Genomic DNA, 26,289 nt, shown 5'->3' with positions numbered 1-26,289 from the left:
CGCACCGCAGCATCAACAGTAGCGGCTGGAAGGCGGCTTTGGGCCGAGTAGTTCACGGAAGAAGGGGTAGGGACCCATACTGCGGGGCTTCCGAGGTCTGCTAGTTGCCCTTGAGCACTTCACCAATCAAATGGTTCATAACCTCTTTGTAGACGTTCGGATCGCCACCATAGGTGATCTCAAGGGCAGCGCGATCAAACGCGGCCGACAACAGATTGGTCAAAGCATCGACCTGATTTGATGAATGTTCAGGAAGAGCTCGCGAAAGCCCTTCACGAAGTTCTTCTGTTCCATTGGCTCGAGTCAACGCGACAGCAGCGCTATGCCCTAATACCGCTGGTGCCTCTTCCATCAGGAGGCGCACCCGACCTGGAACCAACATCGCTTCAAAAAAGGCATTCGATCCTGTCACCATGGCCTGTTCGGGATCGGCAACATTGCGCGTTTCCTGGTCAATATGGTGTGAGATTGCTTTGGCCTCCTCTTCTGCGACCGTGCGGAAGAGGTCAGCCTTGTCCTTGAAATGATGATACAGCGCGCCGCGAGTTACGCTGGCCTTGCTCACGATGTCTGGAGTTGCAGTATCGGCAAACCCCGAATCCACAAACAGTTCACGGGCAGCCTCTACGAGTTTGGCACGCGTTTTGGCGCGTCGGTCTGCCTGGCTGCGTCGGGCGGGTTTTTCTGGGGGCAAATTTAACGGCTCCGAATATCACCACAAGCATCTTACATACATCTTGCATGTATTTGCAAATCGATGATACATACACAATGCATGTAAGTTAGGGAGATCAAAAATGCGTGTCACTCAATATTACCCAGTCATTCAGTCTGAAACGGTTTCTGAGACGGCAGAGTTCTACAAACGTCACTTTGGCTTCCGCGCAGCGTTCGAGGCGGATTGGTATGTGCATCTACAAAGTGAAGCGGATCCGTCGGTCAATCTAGCGGTCGTCCAGTTCGACCACGAGACGATCCCAGAGGCTTCCCGCGGTGCGTCTAAGGGTATGATCCTCAACTTTGAAGTCGACGATGTCGACAAGGTGGACGAACGACTTAAGTCGGAAGGAGTTCCGGTTGCAAAGTCACTTGTGAGCGAACCGTTTGGCCAACGCCACGCGATTTATCGTGATCCGAACGGGGTACTGATTGATGTTATCACTCAGATCCCACCCTCGGAGGAATTCCTGTCGCAATATGCAGCCGACGCGGTACCGTCGTGATTCAGGGTGTCTCAAGAACCTTCTGATTGATGATTGCGCGGCCGACCTGTGTCGCGCAATCTACGCCAATATTGGTGCATTTGATATTGTTGGCCATACCTTTGATCCTGAATACGCGAAAGGCAGAGCGTGCGGAGATTTAGACTGTTTAACCTGACGCGATACCAATCTCTGTTCAATGCTTGGTAAATTCCATCAATTCACGTTTTCCGACTTAAATGCGAGATAGGGCCCTAAATCCGGCTGTTCATGCGTGAAAACCATTGTCCATTTCATGTTGTGATGGGCCACGTAAATGTCTGCATGGAATGAAGTGAAGTCGGGATACCGATCGGAGGTACATGAGTAAGCCCAGTCATTGTTCTCGTCGAAAACTACGTAAGGGGCTGGCCATTGCTTCTGATACCCAATCAAAGCATCTGAACCTGTGATGGCAGATTGAAGCCCGTAAGTAAAACCGTGCCATCGAAAACCGTTGTGAATCCAGGTGCCCGTGTCTTTCTTTACTCTCAATGCATATGTCGCCAGCCAGTCGGTTTTTACCTGCTCACTCTCGACGGGAGAGAGTGGCACAAAGTCGACTGATTGAGATATGAGGAAATGCTCAATCTGGGTTTTCTTCGGGATCATCCCCATCTAGCCTTGAACCAAGAATTTGTGGAGCGGGCAGATTAGCGAAATTCTAGTCCGCATGAAACTAGTCCGACAATGATCAAGGTCTGCATTGGGTCGTCCCCATCCCTAAGCGGAGGACTTTTCTCGCCTATGCTGCAGTCGTTCCGAGGTGGGTTTAGAGCCCGACCTGCTCATTCGACATAGCGCAGCAAAGGTCGGCTTTTTCATGGCTTGGCCATAAATGCGGCTCGGATCGCGGCCTTCATAGCGTCCTGAGGCCCTTGTACTTTCGGCTTGCTGGATGCCATCACCAGCTTGGAGGCGGGCGTGTTTCCGAGGTCCAATGCATCGTTCACCACCGATAGACCGCCGTGCAGCGAGGAGCGACCGAGCAGACCCACTGCGATCCCGGCTTCTACTGCTGCAATCACACCAGAGACGCTTTGGCTGGAGTAGACAACGCGATATGGCTGTCCACGGGCTTGTAATGAAATGACCGCCGCGTCGCGCCACCAGCACGCATGATCGAACAAGGCCACTGGAAGGCTTTCATCGGCCCGAAAGTGCCGGTGCGCCGACGACACCCAACATGTCGGGTCTTCATAAACAACCTCCTCGTGGCTGGACGGGCTTTCGACCTCATAGACCGCAAGGTCCAGCGACCCCTTATCGAGGGCTTCTGGAAGACTTGTACTCAAGGCGCAGGTGACATCCAGTTCGACTTTCGGATGTTGACGGGCAAAGGTCGCAATGATCGCCGCAAGTCTGGCGCGCCCGTGATCGTCGGGTATGCCCAAACGCAGTTTGCCGCTTACTGTGTTCTGTGAAATCTCTCGTAATGCCGCGTCGAGACGTGCCGTCACCTCCTGCGCGACTGGAAATAGCTTTCGTCCCGTGTCGCTCAGGACCACCCCGCGACCATGCCTGTCAAAGACCGGCTGACCCAGGATCGCTTCGAGGCGCTTGATTTGAAGACTCGTTGCTGACTGCGACCGGTGGATGCGGCCGGCACCGTCTGTGACGCTGCCGGCATCGGCCACGGCGACGAAGGTTCGCAATAGATCGCTATCCAGGTTTTCCATTTGTTTTTTCAATATCGGAAATTGAAACTATGCGTTTCACAGATGCCTTGTGTTGCACTATTTTTCAAGGTCAAAGGAGTATCTGATGTCAAATCAGACAGCTGCCCACCAACCATCTAACCGGAAACCCCTGGTGTGGGGCGTGTCTTTGCTGCTGCTGGCAGGCGTCTGTCTTGCCTGGCCGGAACACGCCGCAAACGCAGTAAAGTTTGTCCTATGGGGCCTGATTGTTGTGGCCCCCATCGTCATTCCGGGCATCGTGCTTGCAGCCTGGATCATCGCAAGCGGCGCGGATGCCCACATCGCTGGTGCCTTCGAGGGCAGGACGCTGAGAGCGGTTTTGGCTGCATCGCTCATCGGAGCCATCACGCCGGTATGCGGTGTGACAGTGCTGCCATTGATGGCCGGGCTGTTGGCGGCGGGTGTGCCACTTGCGCCGATCATGGCATTCTGGCTGTCCTCCCCTATAACGGACCCGGCGATGCTTGCGACAACAGCTGCGACACTGGGTCTGAGCTTTGCTATCGGCAAGACGCTTGCGGCCTTCGGATTGGGCGTGTTCGGGGGCGCGATCACCGGTCTGTTCGCCAAGACGCCCTGGGCCATGAATGCGCTTCGGGACAATGGCCTGGCGCGCCAGCTAAGTGCTGCAAGATGCGGCGAAGATCAGCCCTTTGATCCTTGGGTCTGGCGGTCTGAGGCGCGAATTCAATCTTTCGGCAAACAGGTCTGGGCAACCACTCGGCTTATCCTGATTTGCCTGATCCCGGCATTTGCCGCGGAGTATGCCTTGAATGCGGCCCTTACACCGGGCGTATTGGCAGCATATGTTGGCGAAGACAAATGGTGGGCCATACCCGCCGCTGTCTTCGTCGGTGCCCCGGCCTATATCGACGGTTACGCTGCGCTCCCGCTGACAAGAGGGTTGATCGACAACGGCATGTCCGAAGGCGCAGCGATGGCGTTCCTCGTTTCGGGCGGCGCGGTAAGTATCTGGGGTGCTATGGCCATCGCACCGGTGCTCAAATTGCAACCGTTCATGCTCTATCTGCTGCTTGCAGTTCTGGGGTCGCTTGGCGCGGGGTATGTCTTTGGGTGGATCGTCTGAGATTCAGCGCAGGCAGATGATGGGCATTTGCTGACGGCTGCTATGCCGGCAGCAATTGTCGCATCTTTCCTCTTCGGACTAAGGGCGGTTCGGGCCGTTGTTGCGGAGCAGTTCGCTCAGGCCCAGGCGGATGACGTGCTGCATCTGAAGTTCGCCTTGAGCCCAACTTGCAAATTTGGTCATGGGAAAGCGAACGTCTTGTTCCGAGGCTTGCCATTCTTCGAAGCCTGTGGATTGCTAAAATCTCAAGAGTTTATGGAGAAAACAGAATGATCGACCCCGCCGTACTGCTGACGTATTCTTTGATCGTTCTTGGCTTTGTATTCATTCCAGGACCCGCGACTCTCTTGACGGTTGCGCGAGCCACAACGTCTGGAACGAAAGTCGGTATTGCCACGGGTGCTGGTATCACAGCAGGCGACTTCCTTCACACGATCATGGCAGTAGTAGGTATCTCTGCCGTCATTGCAGCTTCTGCAACACTATTCACCATAGTGAAATACATTGGGGCGGCGTATCTCGTTTACCTTGGATTGAAGGCGATATTTGAGAAGTCTTCGGTTGATCTTGGCCAGGGCCGCGTCCCAATCACGGCACCTCAAGCTTTCAGACAGGCGATCCTCGCCGAAGTACTGAACCCAAAGACCGCGCTGTTTTTCCTTGCTTTTCTGCCTCAGTTCGTCGCGCCAGAGAGAGGTCTTGTGGTCGCGCAACTTACCATTCTTGGGATCGTATTCGCGCTGATCGGCTTCTTGAGTACTATCTTCTATTCCGTTACAGCAGGTGGCCTGGGTAACTTCCTTCGCCGCAATCCGACTGTCCTCAGGTGGCAGGGCAAGGTTGTTGGTAGCATCTACTGCGCATTGGGCGTTCGGCTTGCGCTACAGGAGAGATAAGCGACCTATGCGCTAATGCAGCAGATTCAGTTCGACCACCCTTCGCGCGCCTTCCGGCTGAATTCTTTAAGAGCGCGTGCCTTACGGTTCCTGCACAGTGGTCAATGGGCGCTCGGACGCGCTGTCATTGACTTTGCTCTCTTGGGTGCATTACGTCTTAAAACATGATGAAATCAGTCTTCGCATCGCAGGACTATTATCCTCAGCTTTCATAGCTGCGGGCAATTCATCATTTGTTTTCCGCTGCCCCTGACAGCGGTCAACAGACAATCGACCTCGTGCCGGGCGGCAAATTCAAAGGTCGAGAAATGAACAACAATAAAAGCCAATCTACCTCGCTGGGCATCGTGGGCTTTGGTGCATTCGGACAACTGGCTGCGCTTCATCTCGGTCCGCATTTTGAGATATTGGTTTACGATCCATCCCCGGGCGTCACCAAAGCCGCAAAGCAACTCGGAGTGACGCTCACATCCTTACACGTGGTCTCGCAATCCGACGTGGTCCTTATTGCGGCACCAGTGTCCTCATTCGAACAGGTTATCGGCGAGATCGCTGGAGCATGCAAACCCGGCGCGCTGATTGTCGATGTTGGCTCAGTCAAAGTCGTTCCCTCTGAAATCATGCGGCGACTGCTACCAAACCATGTAGACATCGTCGCTACTCACCCCTTGTTCGGTCCTCAGAGTGCAACGACAGGTATTAAGGGTCTAAAGATTGCGGTCTGCCCCATTCAGGGAATACGATACACAAGGCTGGCTGCGTTTTTACGCAAAGCGCTCGGTCTGACGGTCATCTTGACGACACCGGAAGATCACGACCAGGAAGCTGCCGTTGTCCAAGGCCTCACGCACCTCATCGCCAAAGTGCTACTTGGGATGGGACCGCTGCCGACGCGCATGACAACAAAAAGTTTTGACTTGTTAACCGAGGCTATTTCTATGGTTCAGTACGATGCGCCAGCAGTCTTCGAAGCGATTGAGAAGGCCAATCCTTACGCCGAGACTGTGCGACGACGGTTTTTTGACTTGGCCTCAAGTTTGAGTGACGAACTGGAAACAGCATCGAGGCAACATCCACACAACAAAACCAAACAGTTGATGGAGTAGTATCCATGGGCAGCGACGTCCCATATCAGGGACTTGAACTCTGTTTGCGTTTTGCGCCTGCAGCGAATGGCAGAAATGCGGGCTGCGATGGCAGAAACTCGAAAGTGAGGTGAAGGGCAGGTTTGGGCCGTCCGTGAAACCCAGTCTGGCCGTTCTTCAGGTTCGAGCAACGGGCCGTTTTGGTTATTGCGACCCACTCGTTTGTCCTGCTTTTATGAAGCAGATGGCATCGATGGGGCCAAGCAGTCATGAATGAACGTTTGCAATTCTACTATGCGCAGGACACCTGCTCACTGGCCTCCCACGTCGCTTTGGAAGACGCCGAAGCGTTGTATGACCTGCATCGGCTATCCATCGATCAGGGCGAACATAACTCCGGCGCTTACCTTGAAATCAATCCGAAGGGCCGGGTACCGGCCTTGGTCACGACATCGGGTGTACTGACCGAAACCCCCGCAATCCTCGTCTATGTTTCGCAACTCTTTCCTGATGCACAGCTAGCGCCTGTTGGCGATCCGTATCAGTTTGCGAGACTTCAAGAATTCAACAGTTTCATGGCATCCACATTGCACGTTGCCCATGCCCATCGCATGCGCGGGCATAGGTGGGTCGACGATGAAGCGGCGATCGAAGCGATGCAGCGTAAGGTTCCGGTTACTGTTGCGGCAGCCTACTCACATATCGAGGATCTGTACCTAGACGGACCGTTCGTGCTCGGCCAACGCTACTCTGTGGCCGATCCGTATCTTTTTACCTTTGCTCAGTGGATGGAACCGGACGGTGTCGATCCTCTTCAGTTTCCCAAGGTGGCGGAACATCGAGAAATGATGGCCCAACGTCCAACCGTGCGCCGAGCGTTGGAAGCTGAGTCGGCTTAGGGGGCTGGATTGTCCTGTGTTGCGCGAGTTCGAGACGATCCAGGTCTTGCGGAGGTATCGATCGTCCCTCTTGGTGATCCGGCCGAGCGTCTTCCTTCAGTCGGTAGGTTTGTTGAGCGGGGTCAGGCTCAGCTAAGTCGCGATCACCTAGGTTTTCGTTAGACGAAAGGAACTGACCACCGTCCCTGGCAGACCTTTGCGAGTTTGCCGGTGGTGGTGGGACCTCCCCATCACCTTGGGCTTGGAGAAACACTTCAATGGTAATATCTCTTCCAACATGAGTGACCTTTTGAATCCTCTGTTCCCGGCATTCGCGAAGCGGCTGAAGCGGCAAAGGATCGCGAGCGGGATCAAACAGGAGGCCCTGGCGCATTCGCTTGGGGTCAATCAGACAACCATCTCGCGTTGGGAAAACGGAATGCAAACTCCGGATGCAGATATGCAGCGACAGGCATTTGAATGTCTATCCGCTAAGTGCGTCAACGATTATGCGCTGAGGCGACTGGTCGAAGGGGCATCGTTTTGTGTCCACCTTGTGGATGAGGCTAGCCATGAGTGTCTGGCCTATTCCAAAAGCCGAGCAAAAGACTGGAATTCAACCGATCGCGGTATGGTTGGTGTTTCCTTGTGGCGTTTTGCAACCGAGGAAATCCGTCGAGCCGAGCACGAACTCGAAGCCAAGGGTTGGTGGGACGAGGAGCACCCGCAACCTCAGTTCCTCGTGACGTCAGAAGCGATCTACCCTGAATTGAAGATCAGCACAGGCGGAATGCTTTGGGAACGTATGTACCTCGCTGACGGGCGGCCCGCACGTCTGGTCACCGGGCTTTAGCCCCTCGCATATCTTATGCGTGGCCCGGGCTTTGTCCGTCGGCTAGCACGGGGGCATGAATGCACGGGTTTCAAAGCCTCTTCTGATCCTTCTGCTTTGGTTTGCGGGCCTGGGCGCGGCTGCACAATTCGCGAAGATCGCAGTGCCCTTTGGTCTTTTCCGCCAAGCGTATCCAGACCTCGGTACGGAGCTGGGCTGGCTTTTGTCTCTTGTGAGCTTGGTGGGCGCGATACTCGGTGTTGTCGCCGGCAGCGTCGTAGGGAGATTTGGGGCCAAGCGCATACTTGTATCCGGTCTCGCGATCGGAGCGTTGATGTCATTCTGGCAATCGCTGCTTCCGTCCTTTCCGTCAATGCTGATCAGCAGGGTCATTGAGGGCATATCGCATCTTGCGGTCGTGGTCGCTGCGCCAACCTTAATCGCGCAGATCAGCGCCCGGAGATTTGTTGGCGCGGCCATGACGCTATGGAGCACATTTTTTGGTGTTTCGTTTGCCGTCCTCGCATGGGGAATAATGCCGTTCGTCGGCGTGAACGGCTTGGAATCGCTTCTTGCGGGACATGGCGCGTTTTTGCTGTCGATTGGCATCCTTGCGTCAATGTTCCTGCCGAACACAAAAACCCCACAGCCCGCTCCTGGCGCGCGCGACACCGGTATTTTGGTCGTCCATCGTCGCGCCTATGCATCGCCATTCATAGCCGCACCGGGCGCTGGCTGGCTTGCCTATACACTGACCTTCGTGTCGCTCTTGGCGCTGCTGCCAGAGCGATTGGCACAGGAAAACGCCGCTCAGGTCGCCGGGATGATGCCGATAGCCAGCATCGCAGTTTCCTTGCTGGTCGTTCCGTTATTACTGCGCAGAGCTGGTAGCGTGTCGATCATTGTGGCGGGATTTGCTCTCGCGTGCTCCCTCGTGTTGCTCAACATGTTTTTGGGCTTCGGGGCCGGTTTTGCGATTGCGCTTTTCGCCGTTCTTGGACTCGTTCAGGGGGCGAGCTTTACCGCTGTCCCAGAGTTGAACAGTGACGTTGAGCATCAGGCGCTCGCCTATGGTCTCATGGCTCAATTGGGTAACACTGGCAACCTGCTAGGCACGCCGCTCTTGCTGTTCGCATCAGGAAGGTTTGGCGATCCTGGAATGCAGCTGTGTGTCGCTTTTCTCTTTTTGTTCGGGATCGCTCTCCACGCCATTTTGGCCTTCTGGCGAACCGCAAGGGTGAGTTGATCCCGCAATCACATAGGTGAGCCTTCAATGAGGTGCCCGACTAATCCGATTTGATTTCATATTTGACCGACCTCTTGTCAGTCCTTGATCTACACCGGCGCCAGGTTCAACGGTTGCGATGTACGAACTGCGCGCAGCGAGAAGTTTGACCTGATCTGCTCGACGGCGTCGATGGTCAGAATGTATTAAGAGCAGACGCTGGTGAAGAATGGCGCTATGTCCGAGTCGCGGACTTTGTCGCCCTTCGCCCGCCTGGGATCAAAGACCGCAGGCAGCCCGAAGCGGAAGCGCAACTTGTGGTGCAAATCTGCGATAGCTGACCCTCACCGCGCAGGTCGTGAATTGGAAAACCACGAAATAGCTGCGGTCAGCAGTCGCTCAGTCAACTGGAGTTTCAGGGGAACGTATCAGCGGTTTCAAAGTTGCTGGATTCGTTGCGGCGTTCTGCCTAACCTGTTTTCAAACCTTGGAGGTAGGAACTTGGAACGCCGCCTCGCCGCGATACTTGCCGCCGACGTCGTCGGCTACAGCCGCCTCATCCGTAATGATGAAGCCGGTACACTGGAGATAGTCAAGACGCATCGCGAACGTCTTTTCGAGCCGATTGTATCGGCGCGGAGCGGTCGCATTGTGAAATTGATGGGTGACGGGCTGCTAATAGAATTTGCCAGCGCCGTCGAGGCCGTTCGTTGCGCCGTCGAAATGCAGCACTACGTCGGAACCGAAAATGAGGGCGTACAGCAGGATGCTCAGGTTCAATATCGGATAGGGCTCAATGTCGGCGACATCGTGGTTGATCAGGACGACATACAAGGCGATGGCGTCAACATAGCCGCTCGGCTGGAAAGCCTGGCCGAACCCGCTGGCATCTGCATGTCGGCCAACGTCTTCGATCAGGTTAAGGACAAACTCGACCTCAGCATTGAAGATGTGGGAATGCATCAGGTCAAGAACATCGCGGAGCCGTTGCACGTATTCAGTTTGACGCTCGATGAAAAGGCCACGGCTTTGGTATCGCCCATTGTGCGGAGCGCAACAAAGCCTGCACAACGTCGGTTGGCAGTTGCCATCGGCGTCGTGCTCGCCTTGGTCTTAGGCCTAGCGGCATGGTGGCAGCCCTGGGTCCCTGCTCCGACATCGTCCGTCAATGGCGACCAATATCTCCCTGCGTCTGGCAAGCCGTCCATCGCGGTCATGGCTTTCGACAATTTGAACAACGATCCGAGCCAAGATTACCTGAGCGATGGTCTGAGTGAAAGCATCCTGACGGCGCTGTCCCGGTTCTCCGACTTTTTTGTCATCGCGCGCAATTCATCCTTTTTGTACAAAGATGAGCCCATAGAGGTGCAGCAGATCGCGCAGGAACTCGGCGTGCGATACATCGTTGACGGCAGTGTTCAAATCGCAGGCGAACGTTTGCGCGCAAATGCGCAATTAATCGATGCCACTACCGGCAAGCATCTCTGGGCTGAACAATACGACCGTGATCTGCAAGATATATTTGACGTTCAGGATGAGATTACGCGCACAGTCGCCTCGACGTTGAGCACGAGTATCAATCTCGCCGAGTATGACCGGTTAAAACACCAGCCCACTGAAAGCCTCGGGGCCTATGAACTCTCCACACGTGCTCAGGAACACTCGCTCAAATTCAACAAGGCGGACAATATTCAAGCCCAGCGACTGAGTGAGCAGGCGATTGCGCTCGATCCAAACTTCGCGGGCGCATATGCCGAACTTGCCTGGGCTCATTCCTTTGGTTACCGCTTCGGCTGGAACGAAGACCTTTCACGCGAAGAATCGCTCGATCTTGCCTTTGAAATGGCCAGAAAGGCGATTGATCTGGAACCACTCGATTTTGCCGGCTACGCCGTTCTGGCTTATGTGACAATGTATAGCGGCAATCTCGACCGGGCGGTAACGCTATATGACAAGGCAATCTCGCTAAATCCGAATTCTGCGGGCACGCTCGTCAATTCGACTGACCCTCTGGTCTATAGTGGACGTGCCAAAGAAGCCGTTGAACGGATGCGGTCGGCGATTCGCCTCAACCCGCATCATCCGGATTGGTATCTGTGGAATCTGGGATGGGCACAGTATTTTGCGGAAGATTACGCAGGCGCTCTCGCTTCCATTGAAAAGATGAACGAGATTCCGGATCGTCTGAGACGCACGCTTGCGCCGATACTCTTACAGTTGGGGCGAGAAGAAGAAGCAAAAACGTTGATCGACCAATTTTTGGCAGACAACCCCGATTACAGTATCGAAGAGGCAAGGCATGCGCCGTTCGAGAGCGACGAATACCTCAACCGATGGCTGGATGACTTGCGCAGACTGGGGGTCCCGGAAACCAAGCGTTGAATGGTTGAGCTGATATGGTTGTCCCAAGCAAGACAATGAAGAGCAGGCTTTGGCAGCAATACTGCATCGTGCAATTCTGAGCATCCGGCCTGCCGCTCGCCTCTATCGGCGCAAATGTCCGCAGTGGGAATCCGTCCAAGCTTTGCAAAGGTTACTATCTGTGCAAGTCCTGCCGCTCGTGCCTGGCGCAGCATTCGGTACTCTGGGCTCTCCAGGCCCCTTCGCCGCTCGACGCACGAAGGCGCGATGTCGGAAATCGCTACCATCCGCATTATCGACCGCGAACTGGTAAGACGCGGGACGAAGCCGCCATAGGCTCAATGGTTGCTGCTGTCCGGTCTCTAGCCCGCAGCGGACATTCAAAATTGGACTTTGCAATTCCCGAGAAACGCATCAGACACGCCTTTCACTCGCGCCGCGAGTGCATGCGCAGCATCAGTTCGCAGGAGCGGCACGAATGTCGCTGCGTTGCTGGTGATGACATCAAGACAGTCATTCATAGCCACGAGGAACTTTGATCGCGTACCGCTCTTTCACCGCACTCAGGCCCGACAAGAGCGATGCGGAATAAAACTTCTGTTCGCTGCTGGTCTGGTCCCAAACCCCCACAACGACAGATAATTTCTTTCGGTGGTTCGCCAGGCAAATTGGTCACCGGCAGTTTCAAAACTACTAGCTCTAGCGGTGCTACCATTGCGATCAGGGAAACCTCCTTGACTCTATGCCGGCTAAGAACCACAAAAGTGCATTGGTGAAAATTACTCGTCGCCGCGATGCTGCCGGCTTCGATGATCCAATGGCCTTCAGACTAACTGTAGCATGTGCCCCAGCATAGGAACGGGTTTCGCCGGGGTCTTCGCTGTGAGCTCGTTCCTCACATGCATTCGCAACTGTCACCTGACATGCACCAGTCATCGCGTGACCCATCAAAGAAGGCGCCGTATGAATAGCACATGGCTCATGATTTGCGTGCTTGATGCCCGATAGATCAGCTCTCAGGCTCCGTTTCAATCAGTCATTCATCGTGTTTGTGCGCTGCATTCTTTGTTTGATCCCGTCACTCACGATGTTGCTCACAGGAACCCCGCTTCCTGCCCAAGTTGCAAGCAATGCCGGTGGATCGGTTTGTGACCAAGGTTTCGAAACCCGGAACGGATCCTGCCAAAGATTAGACTTACCGGAAAACGCATATTTGACGGGTAGCTCCTATGGCAGCGGCTGGGAATGCAATCACGGTTTCCAGAATGTCGGAGAACTCTGTGAGGAAATAAGAGTTCCTGAAAATGCCTATCTTGCGTCAACCGGAGATCAGTGGGAGTGCAATCGGCTTTTCCAGCGTGTTGGAGAAGAATGTGAAGAAGTGATTTCGCCTCAAAATGGGTACGTCGAAACCCGGTTTGGCGTGCAGGAAATACACTGCAACTGGGGATTTCGTAAGGAGAACCAGGATTGTGTTGCGATAGAGATCCCAGAAAACGGTCGTCTGAGCGACAAAAGAAGCTCAGATGGTTGGGAATGCCTCAGAGGTTACAGGGCAGCAGGTAGCGGCTGTAAAACTATAGCAATTCCACAGGATGCATATCTTGCACCTGAGACTTTTTCCGGATGGAAATGCGAGCGTGGTTTTCGCGCAAACCGGGACAGGTGCGTTGCGATCCTTGTCCCTTCAAATGCTCACTTAAATCGAAGAGGTGATGGTTGGGAATGCAATCGGCCGTTCTCACGACAGAACGATACGTGCACCGAAAATGTGCCGCGACAATAGGTTGATGGAAACCAATATCGCCCGACATATCCGGAAGGACCAAGCCGTGAACCATAACTCGATTGATGAAAACCTGGGTAAGAGCCTCAAAGCCGAAAAGGCTCGTCGCCGGTCAAATGGGATTAAAATATCTGTGGCGTCGGCGGTGTTTGTTGCGGCGATAATTGTAGTGGTGTTTCTCTGATGCGTAAAAATACCCCTCAGGTAACCCTCCCGGACTCAAAGATGTCAGCTCGTGGCCTGGAACAAAGAGCATTTCAGGACCGCAGTGTTCGTAAGACGCGGAACGCTGACGTATCAGGAGTAATTGAGGAAGAATTTGGAAAGTACTTGATTAAGGCTGGTGTTCTGAGCGGCAATAGTGTTGCACGGGCATTTCCCAAGCCGCCAGCTAAAACGCAGGCAATGATTGCCGATGCAGTTGGAGAAACACCAGCATTGGCCATTGAAGCCTTAAAAGAAATTCTCGAAGAACGAGACAGGAAGCGTAGCGGTCAACGCCGTTTGGAGGGCAACTCCGGCACTCTCGTTCCCAGTGAAAGAGAATATGCCGAGGCATTGCGCCAGATCAGGCTCACCCCTGCGCAGGTCACATTGCTCAAAGCACTTACAATCGCAGGCAAAGACGGATTGACCATTGGTCACCTGTCTCAGGCCGCCGGTTACAAATCGCGCGAGGCTTCCATAAAGGTCTTCAAGAAAATCGGACTATTGATTGCAGAATATCTGGAACTCGAACTTCCCGAAGCCGGATCGGCACAGAATGATGGCGCTGCGCAGGTCCTGGCATTTTCTCACATCGAAAGTGACGATGAGCCAGCAACTTGGATTATGCATCAGGAACTGCGCGGCGCTGTTAGTTTGGTTCTATGACGTACGTTCCAGCCCCCGCTTTTGAAGCGAGCTCTGAACCGGAACAAATGCACGAAAGGTTGCTCACGTAGCTTATGTTGGAGAAAAAACCATACCCGCTCGACCTGATCTATGTACCTGTGAAACGGGCGAAAACGCTTGATCAGCAAAAAGTCCTGACGCTGGCCGAAGATATCCTGAAGAACGGCCAGAAGACCCCGATCCAGATACGCTTGGACAACAAGAGGTTTGTGCTGATTGAAGGCCTTCACCGATTAGAGGCCATTCGCGCCTTGGGCGGTGATACGGTCGAAGCCTATCTGGTGCGCGCCAGATTACACTAAATACTTGTTGGAATTGGCGTTCGATAAAGCCTCGGAAAATGTCAGCAGGCGCTGACTTTTTTCGTCCCAAAGATGCAATCGTGCACAATGAAAGCTCTCATATAGAGTAAAGCGAAGGCCTTCTTCGAGCCCAAACTGTCAGTCCCAGATGTCTTTTTCCGAGGTGCTCATCTGCTCCAAGTCAGGTGCACGCAGTTGTCGATCTGGCTCCCAAGCGAGATAAAACTCATCAAGCTGAGGCGGTGCGACGCTCGTCGCTGATAACATAGAGTGGACTTGTCCACGATGGTGAATTTGATGCTGGATAAGATGTAGAAAAGTTCTGTCAAAGCGCTCGGTCTGAATGTTGCCACCGCGTATCATCTCGACAGGCTTAGCTCCTAGGTCAGTACTTGCATCTGATCAGGTAGACACAAAGCGTTGGTCAATTTTTCGCTGTTCTTCAATGAGATTACCTATGTTGGGGCAAGGTATGCGATTGTCGAAAGCGCTTAGGCCAATGCACCGACCTTCCAACGCGGAAACGTAGAAGCAATCTACAATCAGAATGTGATTGAGGGTGGCGATGATCGAGCCAAAGAAGCTCTCTCTTTCCTTTTCAAGTTCGCTCTTTGATAACAAAGAGCAGGCGACCCCCAGCCTATGGTTCGCCCAAGCATTGTTGTAGGCTTGTACACAAAGTAATTTGTTCATGTATTGTTCTTATCTTTGTCATCAAATCTTGTCTATGCTGTAAATGTCAACTTCGTCCGCTTTCCCTACATCTGCACAAAGCTCGGCATCCGTGAATTTGGGCTCAGTGCGGACCATCGATACACAGTTAGAATGACGAACCACAAAGATCATATCTGTTGTCAAAATCGGTGAAGTTTCTTTGCGACCCGGTAGGTATTGGCATAGGCCGTGACGGAAGCATCGATTGGGTCGGCATAGCCACCGCCGATTGCCATTGAAACTGGGATGCCACGGCCTTTGCAGGCGTGTAGAACGGCCCGATCGCGCTGGATGAGGCCATTATGGGTCAACGCAAGCCGCCCTAGCCGGTCTTCTGCCAGCGGATCAACACCTGCCTGGTATAGAATGAGGTCGGGGCGAAATTCGAATACGGCGGGCAAGTGGTTGGTTAAGGAGCGTAGGTAGTCCTCATCGCCGGTGCCATCTGGAAGGGCAACATCGAGATCCGCCGGAAACTTCCGGAACGGAAAATTCTTTTCGCCGTGCATCGAAAAGACGAAGACCGATGGATTGGCAGCGAAAATCGCGGCGCTGCCGTCACCCTGATGAACATCAAGATCAATGATTGCGACCCTTTCGGCCTTGCGAGTCGCAAGCAGGTGGAGCGCCGCGACGGCCTGATCGTTGTAGACGCAATAGCCAGATCCAAACGTTGGATGGGCATGATGCGTGCCACCAGCGAGCTGCCCCGATATACCGTACTCATGAGCTGTCTCAGCAGCGGCTATTGCGCCACCAGCCGTTGCGCGAACGCGCCTCACTAATTCCAGGCTCCACGGAAAGCCAATCCGTTTCATGGCTTTTTCTTCGAGTTCCCCGATTTCAAACTGCGCGACAAATCCGGCGGCGTGCGCGCGCCTTATTGATTCATCGCTGGCTGGCAAAGACTCTGCCAGCTGCGCCTCCTGAAGAATACTATCTTTCAGCAGTAGCTTATGGAGCATCTCGTACTTGCCCTGCGGAAAGCGATGTCCGGAAGGCAGGCTAAGAGAGGAGTTTTGAGGTGCGTAAAATCTCATGACTTCGGTGTATTGGAGCTCAGGCAACGCGCCAGCGTACAACCGACCTCAGAACAGATCTTCAATAACAGTCCCCGATGGCATTGTGGTTCAAATTGTGCGTCGATTTGCAGGAAGGTGACAGTTGATATCTTATGAGATTGTTCGATGTGCTGGACTTTGCTTTCGTTCCGGCTGCGGCCTCGAAGATTCGCTCACCAGCCATTTGTCGACATCAAGGGCGAATGAGTGACTCGTCCTTTTGGAAGGCCTTGCTGTAAAACTTTGACTTTCTAGCCTCTTTTCAAATTTTCTCGAGCATCCAAAAAAATCGTAAATCAATGATCGGTACGTAGCAACGCTGCTCAGGCAACGTTTAGTGCTTTTCGGAGTAGCGCTGCAGCCATTACAGGATGGCGTCATGATCTGTGACTAGTTCTTGGGCTAGACCGTCGCAGAACCGGAGGAGCGCGGCTGCGTTCAATGCGTTTGACCCCACCAGAACCGGCAGATGACCGGTTTGAGCCCGTTGTCTCTTGTCGTGGTTCGCGTCCGAAAGGCCTGATACCAGGCATATTTGGTCTGAGAAGAAGGCCGTTAGTTAAGTATATCAGCTATGGCGCCTATCAGGTTCAACACCTCGTGCGTCTCTCGGTTCACCTGATAAACATAGTCTCCAGCACGCACATAGTAGCCGTTTCGCCGTAGTCCATATCGGCTGGGATTGTCGATAGGTACGTACCCATCGTAGATGTAGTCCCCAACCCGATATCGTTTTACTTGGCCTGGCGGCACGCATGGAATTGCTTTTTTGGCCAAGCCAGGTGGACAATGTCCCACCTTCGATTTCACGAGAACAGGCTGCACTGCGGAATGTGAACTAATAAGTAGTCCAAGCCCAAGGGTCTGTAAGTCGAAACTCGCACCCGCAACCGGCGCACTTTGAATGGCAGATAGTGTTGCTGCGATTACTAAAGTTGTTTTCATCTTTAGGGCCTCATTTGGCTTCAAATTCTAAGTATGCTTCCGGTCCCTGTTTGCCTAACCCATAGGCGGAGACTGGCTTGCGGCTAGCATCTTTGGATCTGAGGCGATGGTTCGACTGATGCATCATCCTCACCTAGCGACCTTCCAAACCGTTAAGTTAAAAGGTGGCAATCGAACGGTCGCGCGACCAGAATTCATCTGTTTTTGTTCCGTAAACAACATTAACTGAACATGAACAGTATATTATCGGTGGGTTAAACCACGCTGAGTCATAGTCCCGGCACTGGATCGAACGACATGTGTATCGTTTGACGTAACAAGGGGAACAACATGGTCAAGCCTGCCTTTGTGACTAAAGACAGTGACAAACCAGCTGCAATGCAGACCTCCGGCAAAGCTGCCGACGAGCGTCTGCAAACCTTGATCAATTCGAGCAATGGCCGCTTCCCTCCTATCGAAAATGCACTAACCGAAATCACCAAAAACATGCGGCTCTCCGAGGCTCGTCAGGACGCCTGAAGGCAGATCAGTTGACCCCCCCGAACAATTCTCGATATTCACCCTAAACATCAGAATTGTCCCCCGATCCCACCCCATCATTTGGGGTGGGATTTGTTTTGGACGGGTGACATTATCAACAGAAGACGAGTTTCAGCTTCGAAAATCGTCAAAACATCCATGGACGCGCCTGCGGCCGGCACGCCCAAAGTGTAGATCAACAAGGGCCTAAAGGCTTCGGATTACAATCCCAAAAGGGCTTTGACCTGTTCTTCTACGGCGTCAGTTACAGGCTTGTTGGCCGCCGCTTCCAAGGCTTCGCGCTCTGCCAAGTCCTGTTCTTCAACAAGCTCTGTCAATTCTTCCACCTCATCGACCGCGTCATTGTAATCGATGGCAGCCTGTCTTTCGTCGTCCAAGTCTTGCGCTTCATCAATTGAGGCATCCAAAGCGGCCTGAGCCTCTTCAAGCTGCGCTTCGATGTTGGGATCTGTTCCGCCCGCTTCAGCCAAGGCCTGTTCAAGCTCTTGTACTTTGTTCTGGTTTTCTTGAACTTCAGACAGCGCAGTTTCCAAATCATCTTCGATATCTTGCAATGGGCGCTCCGGTGGCTCCAGCCCCGCTAAAACCTCTAGCTGCTCGACCAGATCCTCACGTAAGGGTTCACCGGCCAACACCGTGTCTCGGTAGGTGGCTATTCTGCCAACGCGCGAATTCGGCGCAGCATTGGCCAGTGCAGTGGGGCTGGCGTTGGCAGCATTCAGCGCGCCCAGTTCCGATGGATGGGCACCAAGCAACGCGGCCATACGATTGCCCTTAGCACGAGATACGGGGCGCTTTGACTCGTCCACAATGACAGTCTGCGCTGAGGATTTTGGTGCCTTGGTCTTACGGGTCCCGTGCGTTTTGTTAGCACCCGTCGCGGCGGCTTCTGTTTTACGCGCTTTCTTTTTCCCACCGAACAGATCTTTCAGAGAGAACCCACCGCCTTTTTTCTGACCAACCCCGGCAGAGCGAGACTTTGTTTTTCCTGATCTGGAATTTCCGGCCTTGCTTCCGCTGGCGTCCTTGCCAACCGTGCTGTGATCTCCGCCAGATCCCTTCGCCCCGTTGCCGTTCCCACCGCCATTACCGTTGCCGTTTCCACCACCGTTTCCACCACCGTTGCCATTGCCGTTTCCGCCGCCGTTACCATTGCCGTTCCCACCACCCTTGCCGTTGCCATTGCCTTGCTTTGCATAGGCAAAATCAGGAGCTGCAACAGTGGTCACAATGGCCGTCGAACCCAAAAGGGCAATCGCTATTGTCGAGGCTTTCAACAGTCCGCACTTGGTGATGTTCATCTCAATCTCCTAAAAAACTCACAGCAACAGCTATCGAAAAACTGAACCTAGATGCCGTGTTCTGGCCGTTTGATCCATGTTCGAATCAACAAGGCTGGACTTCATTTAACTTGAGCGTGCTTGAACGCAGGGCTAACTGCTTGTTCATCGCCGGTTCACATCCGGCCCTGTAGTCTCGGCCCAAGAGTATGAGGGTTCTATGCAAACCAAAGCTTTATTGTTGGTTGCAGCGTTGCTGAGCGCCTTGTCCGGAGGACAAGCGGTGGCCGAGGCGCGCGAACTCAAACAGTCTGAACTGCGCATGGCAACTCTGTCGGGAAGCGCAATCCGGTTGAAACGTGTCATCAAAGGTGTCGAAAAAGCCATCGGTGGGACCCCCGTTGATGCACGCGCCTTCCAAACCGACAAGATTTACTATCGCATTCTGGTCAAGAAGCCGGGCGGAAAGATCGTCAGCGTAATTGTGGACGCCCAAACCGGCGCCGTCGTGTCGAATAATTCAAGTGTCGGAAGCGAAATCTCCAAAGCCGCACGCTCCACAGCCTCCAAGTCCAAAAGCAGTATTGGTCAAAGCGCCTCTGCGACTCGCGGGAACAGCACTAGCCGTGGCAACAGCAATGGCGGCGGAAATGGTAACGGCAATGGCGGAGGCAATGGCGGCGGTAACGGCGGAGGCAATGGCGGCGGTAACGGCGGCGGCAATGGCGGCGGCAATGGCGGAGGTAACGGTGGCGGCAACGGCGGTGGTAACGGCGGCGGCAACGGCAATGGCGGCGGTAAGAAATAGCGTGAAGCTGACCGCGTTTTAGATATAGTCTCCGAATATGCGAATTCTCCTTGCTGAAGACGAACCCCAGCTTTGTGAACAAGTCAAAAAGCTGTTGGGCTCCGAGGGCCGCGTGGTCGACGTGGCAACCAATGGTACGGATGCCCTGCATCTGGGGTCGACTGAACCTTATGACATGATCATCCTCGACATCGGCCTGCCCGAACGCGACGGTATCTCGGTCCTGCGGGAATGGCGTAACGCGGGCGTCAAAACCCCGGTCTTGATCTTGACGGCCCGAGATGGCTGGAGCGAACGTGTCGACGGTCTGGATGCGGGCGCAGATGACTATATGACAAAGCCATTTCACATGCCTGAACTGGCCGCACGGGTGCGGGCGATCTTGCGCAGGCAAAGCGGTCAGCTGAACCCTGTAATCGAAATGGGGAACGTGGTGTTAGACACTAGAAACGGTCGGGTCAGCGTCGGAGGAATCCCGGTCGATTTGACTGCGCAGGAGATCGCGGTGCTCACTTATCTTGCGCATAATATCGGTCGGATGGTGTCGCGTACAGAATTGTCCGAACACATCTACGAATATGACGGCGACCGGGACTCCAACACAATCGCTGTATTCGTTACGCGTCTGCGCAAAAAACTGGGCTCTGATTTGATCACAACCGTCAGGGGACGGGGCTATATGATTGATCCTGCCTAATGCTGTCGTTACGCCAACGGGCCTTGCTCGGAGGTATCGCCTCGGGTGCGTTGTCTGTAGGCGTTGGTACGCTGGTGGTGTTTTCCTACATCAATGCGCGCGTCCTGGATCAGTTCGACAGTGCACTGCAAGACCATCATACGCAAGTTGTCGTTGGCCTAAGTGCGACTACGGATGACCCTGAAACCTTGCGGCAGTTTGTATTCGACCCGGCCTATGGTACGCCCTACTCAGGGCGGTATTGGCAAGTAACAGACGGTACTGGCGCCATCTATACCTCTGCCTCGCTTTTTGACGAAACGATTTCCGAGCCTCCGCGCGCAAGTGGCGAAACAATCATTTGGAACACTACAGGTCCGGACAACGAGGCCGTTCGCAGCGTCTATCAAAAAATTACGTTCGAAGACGGAACGGAGTGGGGTGTAACTGTCGCCGAAAGCAGGAGCCAACTGATCGACGAACGCAGTGCCGCACAAAGATACCTGCTCTCGGTTTTCGGATTGATCGGTTTGATCGGAGTGGCCAGTTCACTTTTATTGATGTCCGCCATTATTGGCCCCCTCAGGAAGTTGCGTGCCGATGTCGCTCATCGCTGGGATCGGGGTGATGAATTGGTGCCCGCAGACTACCCGGATGAGGTTTCGCCTCTGGTAGAAGACCTCAATAAACTGCTGCATCGAAACCGAGAGATCGTCTCCGGTTCGCGAAGGCAGGCAGCGGATCTGGCGCACGCTCTGAAAACGCCGACAGCCATCTTACGAAACGAATTGGCGGATCTGTCTGAAGCCGGCGTACACACAGAGCCTGCGGAAGAGGCGTTATCTCGAATTGACGCTCAGCTTGGCCGTTCGCTCGCGCGCATGCGTGCTTCAAACACTGGAGAGCTAACCCATTCTAGGACAGACCTGTCGAACTCGGTCGAACGACTGTCCCGGCTATTCTCGGTTATGGCGGAACGCGAGGGGAAGACCCTGGTGTCAGACAACGAGGCAGGTCTTCTTGTCCGCATGGATCCTCAGGACATTGAAGAAGTGATCGGAAATCTCCTCGACAATGCGCTCAAGTGGAGCCGAACAACATTCCAAATCACTGTGAGGCGAACGGAAAGCGGTATCGAGATTTGCGTTGAGGACGATGGGCCTGGAATCCCAGAACATGCCAGACTTGAAGTCCTTCGTTCCGGCAGTCGGCTGGATACCTCTGTCAAGGGAACAGGTTTGGGTCTGTCTATCTCGGTCGATTTATTGGCTGCATATGGTGGGAAGCTAGAACTTAGAACATCGGAGCGCCTAGGTGGCTTGGCTTGTGAAGTGACGATTGGCCCCTGAGAACAACGTACTGTTTTCGATCTCTGGAAGCCTCGGTGCAGTTCTTTAAAATTTGTAAACCTCCGTCTGAATAAACTACAAACGCTTTCAACAAACACTACAAGCGCGATGCCAATTCGAGCGTAGCGGGCATCAACTAGAGCCAACAGCTTAGGTCCCGCCAGTGAGCAGCTTTCTATTAAACAGCATAAACTCACTCAAAATGTTATGTGTTCAAAAAGCATCAACAACAATTAAACTCAAATGCTTCTAAGTTGGTCCCTTCTAACCTCGTATTAGGATTGGTTGCAAATAAGCTCAGTCATCTTAAGGTTGTCGATAATGCGCCTATTCAACTCGGTTGTTTTTACGGTGTTATGCACTTTCGTGGCCGTGATATCCGTGTCGAAAAACAGTATTGCCCAAACCTGGGACATCGCATCCCAGCACTCTGTCAGCGGTGTAACGGTGTACGATACCGATGAGCTGTTAACGTTTGCCGGTCAGTTGGCCTTTGATCGGTCGGGGCGCATCACGGCGGCGGAGGTCGCATCAACGATCACGCAGATCTACCGAGAAGACGGTTACTTCTTGGCTGAGGCGTGGCCTGGTCCCGATGGGCAGAGCATAGTTGTTGATGAAGGGCGTATTCAAACCATCGAAATTGAAGGTGTAGATACACGCACGTTCCAAACCCTAGAAAAGATCTTTCGCCCCCTCACTACAGCATATCCAATAACTCTTAAACGATTTGAGCGTGCGGTTATGTTGGCCGAGGACATACCCGACTTGGACGTGTCGACCGAACTTGACTACCCGGACCAGGGTGGTGCGCGGCTGAGAGTATTGGGAGACCCTCTACTCAAACAAGCCGGCAGCGCGACACTCGACAACCCTCCGCGTGAGCTTGGAGAAGCGCTCAGTTTCTATATCGTACAAGAATATTATTCGACGCTGACCGTCGGGGATTTGCTGCGATTTGAGGGGTCAGGCAACTACAATTGGGACAAAGACGACGAACACTCTTTGTGGGGCGCTGTTACCTATCGCACGCCGCTGAACAGCAATGGTCTGTACGGTGAGATTTTCTACGGAAACATAAACGCAAAACGTGACCTCTCGGGGGATTTTGCAAGAACAGATGTTGATGGCGAGAACTTCACCGTCGCGTTGGGATACCCCGTGATCCGCGATGTGGCTCGCTATGGGTATCTTCTGCTGGATTATCGCGTTTCCGAAGCGGACTCAGTCAGTGGCGGTGTTCCACTATCCAGTGACGCGAGTGTCGTTGGCCTGACATATCTCTACGGACAAAACTATCCAAAAGGACAGGCTCTGGAAGCGGGGCTAACCCTATCTTTTGGCGATAATGACAACGACACGACGGACGCAAATTTTGACGATGGAGATTCTTCATTCTGGCATCTGCGGGGCGGCATCGGATACGAAAGCCCGCTAACGAGCTTGTCGCCCAACACAGCTTGGCGCACTGAGATTTGGGGGCAGTACACAACCGACCGGCTGCCCTCGGTCGAGGAGTACTTCCTTGGTGATCGTTATGCTTTGCGTGGATATCGGTTTGACGAAGTGGATGGTGATTCAGGGATATCCGCGATTTTCGAAGTGTCTCACTCCTACTTTCCGAGTTCCCAAAGCATTCATCGCTTGACGCCCTTTGTCTTTTTCGACGTGGGTTACATCTCGAACAATGACCCTGCGAGTTTTGAAGTTGATAATGCTACACTGGCCTCGACAGGTCTGGGTTTAGACATTGAGTTTAAGCAAAACCTATTCCTGTCCGGATATGTCGGTGTCCCTTTGAGAGACGGTCCCTTGACCGACTCTGGCGATCCTGGCGCGTATCTTGCTCTGACAACAAGTTGGTGAGGATGTTATGAAACGGAACCGCATTGCAATAATTGCCGCAGCTTGTTTGGTCGCTGAGCTGGTCGCTACGCAGGTAGTTGCCCGCGGCAATCATTATGGGTGGTGCCGTGGTGTAGGGAACCCGCACCAATCGAGCCAAGGATGTGGGCAAGCTGGCGGGCAAGGGGCAGGCAACCAAATTACCGGTCCAACGCAGCCGGTGGCAAATCAGTTGCCACCTAAGGGAACGCAGCAAACACCCACGTCAGTTACTGTGCCGGTCCTTGCGCCTAGCGCGGTCCCGAATGCAATTCCCGGTCGGGTTCCAATCGCGACGCCGATAGCGGTTCCCGGTCAAGTTCCAACACCCGTCGCAGCGCCGACCCTAGTTCCGCCTTTGGTGCCAAATCCGACGCCAAACCGGGTTCCGACAGCCGTTCCCAATCAGGTTCCGCCATTGGCTACCGGGCCTACTGCTGTGCCGCCGCAAGTTCCGACTGCAACCCCAAATCAAGTTCCGATAGCTGTTCCTGGCCAGGTCCCGCCTCAGCCTAGTGTGCCGCCCCTTGTGCCAACGGCGACACCCAACCAAATACCAGTCGCCGTTCCTGGTCAGGTGCCGCCTCAGCCTACCGGTCAAACTGCTGTGCCACCGCTTGTCCCAACCGCGACCCCAAATCCGGTTCCCACAGCGGTTCCCGGCCAGGTTCCACAGTTAACGCCAAGACCTACGGCAACTCATGTAGCCGTCCCCGGACATACGCAGCCACAAGGCGTCGTGACAATCATGCGCCCAAGGCCGAGGCCGACAACAGGTACTGTTCAGCAACCTGGCCCAACACAAGTGACTCACCATTCAACCTATCAAAGCAGTTCAAAGAAACACGATCACGTCGCAGCAACGCCCGGACGGCATGAACCGCACGATCTACCGAGATTCCGCAACACAGCGGCCAAGGAAAACTGGGAATGCGTTGCCAGCGGATTTGGACAGCGCCGGTATGATGCTGGTCGAGGCGTATTGCTGAGCAACGGAGCGTTACGGCACCTTGGAAACGTTGACGCAATGGCACGGGATGTACCTGCACGGCATCCAAAACACTCTGGATGCATCATTTCGGTTAAACGAAAGCAGCGTTAAATCCAGCTTTGTACGGCTGATTTCAAAGTAGTCATCTGGCTGGTTTCGGTTAACGTGAGCTTGGCCTTATCACAATTCTCTACTAACTCAATTGAGTTGCTACTCCAGTTTTCGTCCCCATTGGATCAAGTAGTTAACGGCTTTGCGGGCCTGGTTCGCGCTCTGCGACCGTTCACCGTGCTTCCATGACGGATGGCTTGGCCCAGCAGCATGCCCACCTCTGGCCCCATGCATGCGACAAACACTCCAACCTTGAACGGCGGGTGCCCGGCATCGCTTGCCAGTGGACTTCGCCGTTGCTGTGCATCTGGGCGCATCATTGAGCCGTTTAGTAGGGTCCATGAGGTTGTTGTCATTTTTTGTCATCCGACCGCCCCCCGTTTTGGACGTTGCCGACAATGGCCTGCCCACCTTCTTTGACCTCGACGCGTTCGACGCGGACGGTCTGATCTGCCTTGGAGCGGTACCGTTTCAGGGTTTCAATCTGGCTCGCGAAGGTCCGCGCAAGTTTATTCAGTGCCCTTTCAGCCGAGTCTTGCTGAGGGAGGGTTTCGACGTGATTGAGCCTGCGCGCCATCATCATCGTCGCCTGGTGGATCGCGCCCATTTGAATGGCCAGCATCGCTTCGATTTCATCCTGTGGCCGGACACCTGCAACAACTGACATCACGAAGTTGGATGCGGTTTCGGAGACTGAGCTGCCTTGTTGTCCGAGCACAGCCACCTGGTCCATGACGCCTTCGAAGAACCGGTAATCAACTGTACCCAACTCATGCATGGCCAAGGCACATGCCGCCTTTGGGTCTTTTTCCTTGTGCCCAACCGTGAGCCTGCGTGTATCTTCATCGAAGTCCAGCTTGATGTCTGGGGCCCGAACGCTTGATTTCTTCCGTTCCTTCAAATCCACAATCGCATTGGTCTCCGCTTCGGTAAGCTCGGAATTCTTTGTCTGCAGATCGTTGCCTTTGTCATTCTGTGCCTTGCTCATGTTCGCCTCGCGTAACAGGGAGTGGTTAGTATTAGTGTTCCGTTTCAGAACCGATGGACCGGCGAGAAACCGGCCTGACGGGTTCTGATTTGGAACCATGGGAGGTCTTCGGGTTCTCAAACGGAACCACAGAGGATGCTGACGGGTCCGTCTCAGAACCGCGTTTTGTTTTTTCGGGCTGCCAAAGCCGCCAGTCATTTGTGGCCGCTTTCTTGCCGGACCGGGTCTGCGTCGCCTTGGTCGTCAACCGCCACTCATGTGCTCGGCGGTGATACCAGTTTCCTTCCTGCTCCAACACAAGGAAGCCTTTGTCCTGAAGTTCCTCGAACGCGCGCTGAACGGTGGCCTTACCCAATCCAAGGATTTCTGCCGCCTCGTTCATCGACAGAAACACTTCACCGTTGTTGCCACCATTGAAGCGGGTGTGAAGCTCCAGCCAGAGCTTCACTGCAGGTCCAGACAACGCCCGCCACGCTGGGGACTTGATCATGGCGTAGGGCAGAAGGATGTATTGCCCCTCATCCGACCGTTTCCCCTTGGGAGACCGGCGCCTACTCATCGCGACACCTCCGCAGGAAATGCTCGGGCAATGCGTCCAGTTGAGGCATATCACAGCCGATATGCGTCCGGACGAGCCGGGTTAGGCCGGATTTGG

General features: G+C 54.0%; 25 protein-coding genes. 16 read left to right on the top strand and 9 right to left on the bottom strand.

Translation table 11 applies throughout. From position 1 onward, the window contains the following. Nucleotides 1–100: 100 nt before the first annotated feature. Entirely contained in the window at nt 101–694 is a 594-nt protein-coding gene (locus tag ACR0KG_RS03310) for a TetR/AcrR family transcriptional regulator (protein WP_480544835.1), read from the bottom strand. Between the two features lie 103 nt (nt 695–797). Here ACR0KG_RS03310 and ACR0KG_RS03305 point away from each other — a divergent pair, with 103 nt between their 5' ends. Then, nucleotides 798–1,223: a VOC family protein gene (locus tag ACR0KG_RS03305; RefSeq protein WP_480826471.1), complete on the top strand. Its 426-nt coding sequence runs from the start codon at nt 798–800 to the stop codon at nt 1,221–1,223. 195 nt (nt 1,224–1,418) lie between these two features. Here ACR0KG_RS03305 and ACR0KG_RS03300 read toward each other — a convergent pair whose 3' ends face one another. Both ACR0KG_RS03300 and ACR0KG_RS03295 read right to left on the bottom strand, forming a co-directional pair. Further along, on the bottom strand, nt 1,419–1,853 hold the full coding sequence (locus tag ACR0KG_RS03300) for a DUF4275 family protein (protein ID WP_480544837.1): 435 nt from the start codon (nt 1,851–1,853) through the stop codon (nt 1,419–1,421). Between the two features lie 209 nt (nt 1,854–2,062). Continuing rightward, nucleotides 2,063–2,920: a LysR substrate-binding domain-containing protein gene (locus ACR0KG_RS03295; protein WP_480544838.1), complete on the bottom strand. Its 858-nt coding sequence runs from the start codon at nt 2,918–2,920 to the stop codon at nt 2,063–2,065. A gap of 85 nt (nt 2,921–3,005) precedes the next feature. Here ACR0KG_RS03295 and ACR0KG_RS03290 point away from each other — a divergent pair, with 85 nt between their 5' ends. From ACR0KG_RS03290 to ACR0KG_RS03245, 10 genes are all read left to right on the top strand, one after another. Next, the gene (locus ACR0KG_RS03290) at nt 3,006–4,028 is read left to right on the top strand and encodes a permease (protein ID WP_480826469.1); all 1,023 of its coding nucleotides are present in this window, start codon (nt 3,006–3,008) and stop codon (nt 4,026–4,028) included. A gap of 27 nt (nt 4,029–4,055) precedes the next feature. Next, a complete protein-coding gene (locus ACR0KG_RS03285; protein WP_480826468.1) occupies nt 4,056–4,301 on the top strand; it encodes a hypothetical protein in 246 nt (81 codons plus the stop codon). Further along, nucleotides 4,298–4,924 (top strand): LysE family translocator, encoded by a 627-nt coding sequence (locus ACR0KG_RS03280; protein WP_480826467.1) that lies wholly within the window; start codon nt 4,298–4,300, stop codon nt 4,922–4,924. Before ACR0KG_RS03285 ends, ACR0KG_RS03280 begins: the two co-directional genes overlap by 4 nt. A 233-nt stretch (nt 4,925–5,157) precedes the next feature. Further along, nucleotides 5,158–6,030, top strand: a complete 873-nt coding sequence (locus ACR0KG_RS03275; RefSeq protein ID WP_480826466.1) for a prephenate dehydrogenase/arogenate dehydrogenase family protein — start codon at nt 5,158–5,160, stop codon at nt 6,028–6,030. Nucleotides 6,031–6,278: 248 nt separating this feature from the next. After that, nucleotides 6,279–6,908 (top strand): glutathione S-transferase family protein, encoded by a 630-nt coding sequence (locus ACR0KG_RS03270; protein WP_480826465.1) that lies wholly within the window; start codon nt 6,279–6,281, stop codon nt 6,906–6,908. 277 nt (nt 6,909–7,185) lie between these two features. Further along, on the top strand, nt 7,186–7,740 hold the full coding sequence (locus tag ACR0KG_RS03265; protein WP_480826464.1) for a helix-turn-helix domain-containing protein: 555 nt from the start codon (nt 7,186–7,188) through the stop codon (nt 7,738–7,740). A 55-nt stretch (nt 7,741–7,795) separates the two neighbouring features. Next, nucleotides 7,796–8,965: an MFS transporter gene (locus ACR0KG_RS03260; protein WP_480826463.1), complete on the top strand. Its 1,170-nt coding sequence runs from the start codon at nt 7,796–7,798 to the stop codon at nt 8,963–8,965. A gap of 480 nt (nt 8,966–9,445) precedes the next feature. Next, nucleotides 9,446–11,326 carry an adenylate/guanylate cyclase domain-containing protein gene (locus tag ACR0KG_RS03255; protein WP_480826462.1) on the top strand — a complete coding sequence of 627 codons (1,881 nt, stop codon included), beginning with the start codon at nt 9,446–9,448 and terminating at the stop codon, nt 11,324–11,326. A 1,948-nt stretch (nt 11,327–13,274) separates the two neighbouring features. Then, complete coding sequence (locus ACR0KG_RS03250) at nt 13,275–13,964, top strand: hypothetical protein (protein ID WP_480550237.1); 690 nt, start codon at nt 13,275–13,277, stop codon at nt 13,962–13,964. 74 nt (nt 13,965–14,038) lie between these two features. Continuing rightward, nucleotides 14,039–14,287, top strand: coding sequence for a ParB N-terminal domain-containing protein (locus tag ACR0KG_RS03245; RefSeq protein ID WP_480550239.1), 249 nt, complete (start codon nt 14,039–14,041; stop codon nt 14,285–14,287). Between the two features lie 138 nt (nt 14,288–14,425). Here the strand turns inward: ACR0KG_RS03245 and ACR0KG_RS03240 are convergent, their stop codons facing one another. The 3 genes from ACR0KG_RS03240 to ACR0KG_RS03230 all read right to left on the bottom strand — a co-directional run bounded on the left by ACR0KG_RS03240 (nt 14,426) and on the right by ACR0KG_RS03230 (nt 16,041). Beyond that, complete coding sequence (locus ACR0KG_RS03240; protein ID WP_480826461.1) at nt 14,426–14,650, bottom strand: DinB family protein; 225 nt, start codon at nt 14,648–14,650, stop codon at nt 14,426–14,428. 39 nt (nt 14,651–14,689) lie between these two features. Next, nucleotides 14,690–14,980: a DinB family protein gene (locus tag ACR0KG_RS03235; protein ID WP_480826460.1), complete on the bottom strand. Its 291-nt coding sequence runs from the start codon at nt 14,978–14,980 to the stop codon at nt 14,690–14,692. Nucleotides 14,981–15,141: 161 nt separating this feature from the next. Continuing rightward, nucleotides 15,142–16,041, bottom strand: coding sequence for a histone deacetylase family protein (locus tag ACR0KG_RS03230; RefSeq protein WP_480545325.1), 900 nt, complete (start codon nt 16,039–16,041; stop codon nt 15,142–15,144). Nucleotides 16,042–17,337: 1,296 nt separating this feature from the next. On the opposite strand from ACR0KG_RS03230, the gene ACR0KG_RS03225 reads away from it, so the two are divergent. Then, a complete protein-coding gene (locus tag ACR0KG_RS03225; protein ID WP_480826459.1) occupies nt 17,338–17,526 on the top strand; it encodes a hypothetical protein in 189 nt (62 codons plus the stop codon). Nucleotides 17,527–17,747: 221 nt separating this feature from the next. Here ACR0KG_RS03225 and ACR0KG_RS03220 read toward each other — a convergent pair whose 3' ends face one another. Continuing rightward, the gene (locus ACR0KG_RS03220; RefSeq protein WP_480826458.1) at nt 17,748–18,848 is read right to left on the bottom strand and encodes a hypothetical protein; all 1,101 of its coding nucleotides are present in this window, start codon (nt 18,846–18,848) and stop codon (nt 17,748–17,750) included. Between the two features lie 199 nt (nt 18,849–19,047). Between ACR0KG_RS03220 and ACR0KG_RS03215 the strand changes: the two genes are divergently transcribed. From ACR0KG_RS03215 to ACR0KG_RS03200, 4 genes are all read left to right on the top strand, one after another. After that, a complete protein-coding gene (locus tag ACR0KG_RS03215; RefSeq protein WP_480826457.1) occupies nt 19,048–19,635 on the top strand; it encodes a PepSY domain-containing protein in 588 nt (195 codons plus the stop codon). A gap of 37 nt (nt 19,636–19,672) precedes the next feature. Then, on the top strand, nt 19,673–20,332 hold the full coding sequence (locus tag ACR0KG_RS03210) for a response regulator transcription factor (RefSeq protein WP_480545333.1): 660 nt from the start codon (nt 19,673–19,675) through the stop codon (nt 20,330–20,332). A gap of 77 nt (nt 20,333–20,409) precedes the next feature. Further along, nucleotides 20,410–21,660: a sensor histidine kinase gene (locus ACR0KG_RS03205; RefSeq protein WP_480551569.1), complete on the top strand. Its 1,251-nt coding sequence runs from the start codon at nt 20,410–20,412 to the stop codon at nt 21,658–21,660. A 321-nt stretch (nt 21,661–21,981) separates the two neighbouring features. Beyond that, a complete protein-coding gene (locus ACR0KG_RS03200; RefSeq protein WP_480826456.1) occupies nt 21,982–23,526 on the top strand; it encodes a ShlB/FhaC/HecB family hemolysin secretion/activation protein in 1,545 nt (514 codons plus the stop codon). Between the two features lie 1,472 nt (nt 23,527–24,998). Here the strand turns inward: ACR0KG_RS03200 and ACR0KG_RS03195 are convergent. Together ACR0KG_RS03195 and ACR0KG_RS03190 are read right to left on the bottom strand one after the other, a co-directional pair. Then, nucleotides 24,999–25,634, bottom strand: coding sequence for a hypothetical protein (locus ACR0KG_RS03195; protein ID WP_480826455.1), 636 nt, complete (start codon nt 25,632–25,634; stop codon nt 24,999–25,001). A 31-nt stretch (nt 25,635–25,665) separates the two neighbouring features. Continuing rightward, a complete protein-coding gene (locus ACR0KG_RS03190) occupies nt 25,666–26,193 on the bottom strand; it encodes a helix-turn-helix domain-containing protein (RefSeq protein ID WP_480826454.1) in 528 nt (175 codons plus the stop codon). Nucleotides 26,194–26,289 lie beyond the last annotated feature (96 nt).

The organism is Ruegeria sp. H4 (assembly GCF_056533065.1).
Note: the sequence above shows the minus strand (reverse complement) of the source record. Positions and strands in the feature narration are given on the sequence as shown.